This is a genomic window from Roseateles sp. (genome assembly GCF_049240545.1).
Classification (GTDB): Bacteria; Pseudomonadota; Gammaproteobacteria; order Burkholderiales; family Burkholderiaceae_C; genus Paucibacter_A.
Map to the genome: position 1 here is coordinate 1 of NZ_JBMLSK010000136.1, position 1,521 is coordinate 1,521.

Annotated in this window: 1 protein-coding gene; it reads left to right on the top strand. The window is 69.0% G+C overall.

Going from position 1 to position 1,521, the window contains the following annotated elements; all coding sequences use genetic code 11:
- Nucleotides 1-138: 138 nt before the first annotated feature.
- Complete coding sequence (locus ACOVRJ_RS08785) at nucleotides 139-1,455, top strand: IS1182 family transposase (protein WP_422043482.1); 1,317 nt, start codon at nucleotides 139-141, stop codon at nucleotides 1,453-1,455.
- The last annotated feature ends 66 nt before the right edge of the window (nucleotides 1,456-1,521 follow it).

A 1,521-nucleotide genomic window follows, 5' to 3' on the forward strand; every position in this document is an offset into this window, starting at 1 on the left:
CGCGCTTGCCACGTCGGTATGCGTCGGCGATAGTGCGTGCGTGATGTTTCGAAGCATGAGCCTGCCATGACTGAGAGCGCCGACGACTTGTTCAAGGGCCAGGACCTGCCCAGTGGCCCGCCGGCGGCGGCCGTTGCGATGCCGGCGGCCGTGCCTGCGGTGGCTGCCGCCCGTGTGCTGCGGCCCGAGCGGCGGCAGATTCAGATGCGCGCCAGCGACCTGGAATCGTTGCTGCAGCCGGGCCACCGGGCGCGGCTGGTGTGGTGCTGGGTCGAGCGGCAAGACCTGTCGACGATGTACGCCGGCATCAAGGCCGTCCAAGGCGGGGTCGGGCGAGCCGCCATTGCCCCCGAGATCCTGCTGGCGCTGTGGCTGTACGCCACGCTGGAGGGTGTGGGCAGCGCCCGGCAGCTCGCGCGGATGACCGACAGTCACGACGCCTACCGCTGGCTGTGCGGGGGCGTGCAAGTCAACCACCACAGCCTGTCGGACTTTCGGGTCGAGCATGGCCAAGCGCTGGATGAGCTGCTCAGCGTCAGCGTGGCCAGCCTGATGGCCGCCGGGGCGGTCAAGCTCAAGCAGGTCGCGCACGACGGCATCCGGGTGCGGGCCAGCGCCGGGGCCGGCTCGTTTCGTCGGCAGGACAAGCTCGAAGGGTCTCTGGAGCAGGCGCGGGCGCGGGTGGCGCAGCTGAAAGACCAGATGCAAAGCGACGGTGCCGCCGGCAGCCGGCGCGGCCAGGCGGCGCAACGGCGCGCAGCACAGGAGCGCCAAGCGCGTCTGGAGCAAGCCTTGCGGCGGCTGCCCGAAGTGCAAGCCATCAAGGAGCGGCAAGGCAAAGCGGCGCAGCCAGCGCGCGTGTCCACCACCGATGCCGAAGCCACGGTGATGAAGATGGGCGATGGCGGGTTTCGTCCCGCCTACAACCCGCAGCTGGCCACCGATGCGGACAGTCTGGTCATCGTCGGGGTCGATGTGGCCACGGTCGGCTCCGACCAGGGGCAGATGGTGCCGATGTTGGAGCAGGTCACCGAGCGCTGCGGCCAGGCGCCTGCGGCGTGGCTGGTCGATGGTGGCTTCACCAGTCACGAGCAGATCGAGCAGGCCGCACGGAGCACCGAAGTCTATGGGCCGGTGCCGCAGCCCAAGACCACGGGCGTCGATCCGCACCAGCCCAAGGCCGGCGACAGCGAGGCGGTGGCGCAGTGGCGGGTGCGCATGGGCACCGACGAGGCCAAGGCGATCTACAGGCGGCGTGCCGCCACAGCCGAGTGCGTCAATGCGCAGGCGCGCAACCGGGGCTTGCAGCAGTTCCTGGTGCGCGGAGTCAAGAAGGTCACCTGCGTGATGTTGCTCTTTGCGCTGGCGCACAACCTGATGCGCATGGTGGCCCTCACCCCTGAATTGCTCGCCCACGGGACAGGTGCGTCCGCAGCGACCGCGATGGCCGGATGAACGGTCCAGAAGGCAAGAAAAGCGAGCGAAACGAGCAAAACAGGCGACTTTCTCCTTGCACACGCC

Excerpts from the sequence above, each read along its gene's own strand:
- ACOVRJ_RS08785 (WP_422043482.1), top strand. The coding sequence starts at position 139 with ATGCCGGCGGCCGTGCCTGCGGTGGCTGCCGCCCGTGTGCTGCGGCCC.